This is a genomic window from Bacillus sp. sid0103, assembly GCF_019219025.1.
This window is the reverse complement of record NZ_JAHUWN010000076.1, coordinates 1-2,857: the sequence shown is the minus strand read 5'-3', so window position 1 is coordinate 2,857 and position 2,857 is coordinate 1. Positions and strand designations below refer to the sequence as shown.

General features: G+C 34.5%; 4 protein-coding genes. All 4 read left to right on the top strand.

All coding sequences use genetic code 11. The annotated features are described in order from the left end of the window. The first annotated feature begins 187 nt into the window (after positions 1-187). Complete coding sequence (locus tag KW850_RS32425; protein ID WP_218351705.1) at positions 188-646, top strand: DinB family protein; 459 nt, start codon at positions 188-190, stop codon at positions 644-646. A gap of 173 nt (positions 647-819) precedes the next feature. Continuing rightward, positions 820-1,308 (top strand): GNAT family N-acetyltransferase, encoded by a 489-nt coding sequence (locus KW850_RS32420; RefSeq protein WP_218351704.1) that lies wholly within the window; start codon positions 820-822, stop codon positions 1,306-1,308. Between the two features lie 321 nt (positions 1,309-1,629). Beyond that, positions 1,630-2,325 (top strand): YjjG family noncanonical pyrimidine nucleotidase, encoded by a 696-nt coding sequence (locus KW850_RS32415; RefSeq protein ID WP_218351703.1) that lies wholly within the window; start codon positions 1,630-1,632, stop codon positions 2,323-2,325. Positions 2,326-2,458: 133 nt separating this feature from the next. Then, positions 2,459-2,647 carry a DUF4017 family protein gene (locus KW850_RS32410; RefSeq protein ID WP_218351702.1) on the top strand — a complete coding sequence of 63 codons (189 nt, stop codon included), beginning with the start codon at positions 2,459-2,461 and terminating at the stop codon, positions 2,645-2,647. Positions 2,648-2,857 lie beyond the last annotated feature (210 nt).

Below are 2,857 nucleotides of genomic sequence, written 5' to 3'. Positions count from 1 at the left end.
TACATCTTGTGAATGATAACTAGGAGGAGCCGTGTGCGTGAATAGCGCAAGCACGGTTCTGCGAGGGGGGAGAAACACAATCTACCGCGAGGTAGAGAGGTTCTCTTCTACTCAACTAGTTGAACAAGGGATTTTAAGGTTTTTAGTCGAATATTGTTTTTTAGATATATTGAAAGGGTGAAGGAGTATGAAAAATGTAATTAATGGAATAAACCACTGGATACATACATTACCAAATGAATACAACTCAATGTCAGCAATAGAAATATCTAATCGACCATCTCCAAATAAATGGTCTAAAAAAGAGATATTAGGACATCTTTGTGACTCTGCAATAAATAATATTGAGAGGTTTGTAAAAATTCAATATGAAGAACAACCTTATGTTATGCAGTCTTATAATCAAGAACAATGGATGGTAGTTCAGAATTATCAAGAGAGACCTCTTGATGAAATACTAACTCTGTTTCAAACACTAAATAAGCAAATCATAAATATAATTATGAATACTCCTACAGAGAAATTAACTTATCTATGTGATATTGGTAATAACCATCAAAAAACATTAGAGTGGCTTATACAGGACTACCTTGAACATATGGAACATCATATTAACAACCAAATTTTAATTAAGAATAACGACTAAAAAATTAATATTCCTTCTTCAATTAACGGGTGCTTAAGTTAAACAAAAGGTTGCTGCGGCAGCCTTTTTTCTTGTTCACTAACAGGGCAGGATAGTTATAAAAAGGAAAAATTCAAGTCTATGTAGAAATTAACAAAGTTGAGAAGTTATTTAATTGAAAATGAGGTATAAAAATGACTGTTTCATTAAAATTACTATCTAAAGATGAAAAGCATATTCTTCGCAACTTATATTCCCTTTATTTACACGACCTTTCTGAATTTACCGATGGTTTAGACATATCAACAAGTGGTTCTTTTGAGTTTGACTCATTTGAATTAATCTGGGAGAGAGATGGGTTAACACCATATTTTCTAAAAAAAAATCAGGAAATTGTAGGTTTTTTACTGCTCTTAGAAAGACCTTTTTTAAATAAAGACTATGATTTCAGTATTAATGATATCTTTATGTTGAAAAAATTCAGGAGAAAAGGTATTGCAATTTCATTATTAGAGGAATTGTTTAAACAGAAAAAGGGTAGATATTTTGTTGTTGAATTAGCCAAGAATAAACCTGCTGTTTTATTTTGGAGAAAAATTTATCGTGAGCTATATATAGACTTTGAAGAAGAGAAGAAAATTGTTGATAATGAAGAATGTTTGGTTCAATCCTTTCAAATTTAAACGAGCTTATTCAACTATCGGGTGCTTGAGTTTAAGATCTGAGCTGTCATCGTGGCAGCTCTTTCTTGTTGAACTAACGGAGCAGGTTAGTTGCACAAGGCATCCTACCTATACAGTATAATATTATGGAAATTGTTCTTATTTTAAGCTATTAAAAAAGGTGAATTTCCAAAGGTATATCCAGGTTGAGTATTTGCCATTATATAGGAGCAGATAAAGAAACAATAAAAGGACAATCAAGAGAGTTCATCAATGTTATTGTTATGAAAAGAATTGAGATAAGTGTCCAAATTAGGTCGGTACCGATTAATGGAGGTAGTTATGAAATACGAAATCATATTGTTCGATGTGGATGATACATTGTTCGACTTCGGTTTGTCGGAAAAAAAGGCACTACATAAAGCTTTTGTAGAGTTCGGATTGCCTACGGGATTGGTGAGATATGAAGCCAATTATAAAGAGATTAGCAAGGTATTATGGAGAGATTTGGAACAGGGGCTTACCACTTTATCAGAACTGAGAGTAGAGAGATTTAGGAGGTTGTTCCTTGCGCAAGAGCTTGAAATCAATGCAGATACGTTTAGCAGTGTTTATCTTGGATATTTGGGCAAGGAAACACATCTTGTACAGGGAGCCGTAAAATTATGTGAAAATCTTGTCAGTTGTCGGCTGGCCGTTATAACAAACGGATTCACGGATGTGCAGACATCAAGAATCGGGAGGTCCCCTCTCTGTAATACTTTTGAGCATATTATTATTTCTGAAGAGGCTGGATTCCTGAAGCCCGAAAAGGGTATTTTCGATTATGCGTTTTCCAAGCTACAGGTTACAGATAAAGCTAAAGTGTTGATCGTGGGCGACTCTCTGACCTCCGATATTCAGGGGGGAATAAATTACGGGATTGACACCTGCTGGTTCAATCCACATATCAAGGAAAACAATATAGGAATTAAGCCGACGTATGAAATCCGTAAGCTACCTGATCTTATAAAAATTGTACGTAATATGGAGAGTTAAGTGATTTTAAGCGATTGTGGATGGTACTTAAACTGACGGATGCAGGTTTGTTTAAGAAGACCTTATAGAAAATATTTACAATATCGGTGATATTTGTTACAATTGTGTAAAATTACACTAAAGGTGATGTGCTATGAAAAAAATAATTCCGCCATTATTATCCTATATAATTGTTAGTATAATTGCAGTCTTCATTCCTGCATCAGAAGGCTATAATACGGTGGGGTGGAAATTGTTTGTTGGACAAATTTATGCAATTCCAGTTTTAATAGTAGTTGCTTTAATCACATTTTATCTAAACAAAAAACTTTCACATTATTAAAATTAAAAAAGAGTTATCTAAATAGAAGCAACGAGTGCGTTTCTACAATAAGTGGAGACGCTTTTTCTTATTCAAGTAACGTGGCAGTTGTGCGGCCGAGCCTAGGTCGTATCATATAGCGGGTGGGATTCCCGCCGAGTAAGAACTAGCCATTCGCTCGTAGCGAGTCTTGGAGGGCTAATGGTAACATTAGTCTTTAAGCGTAGACAG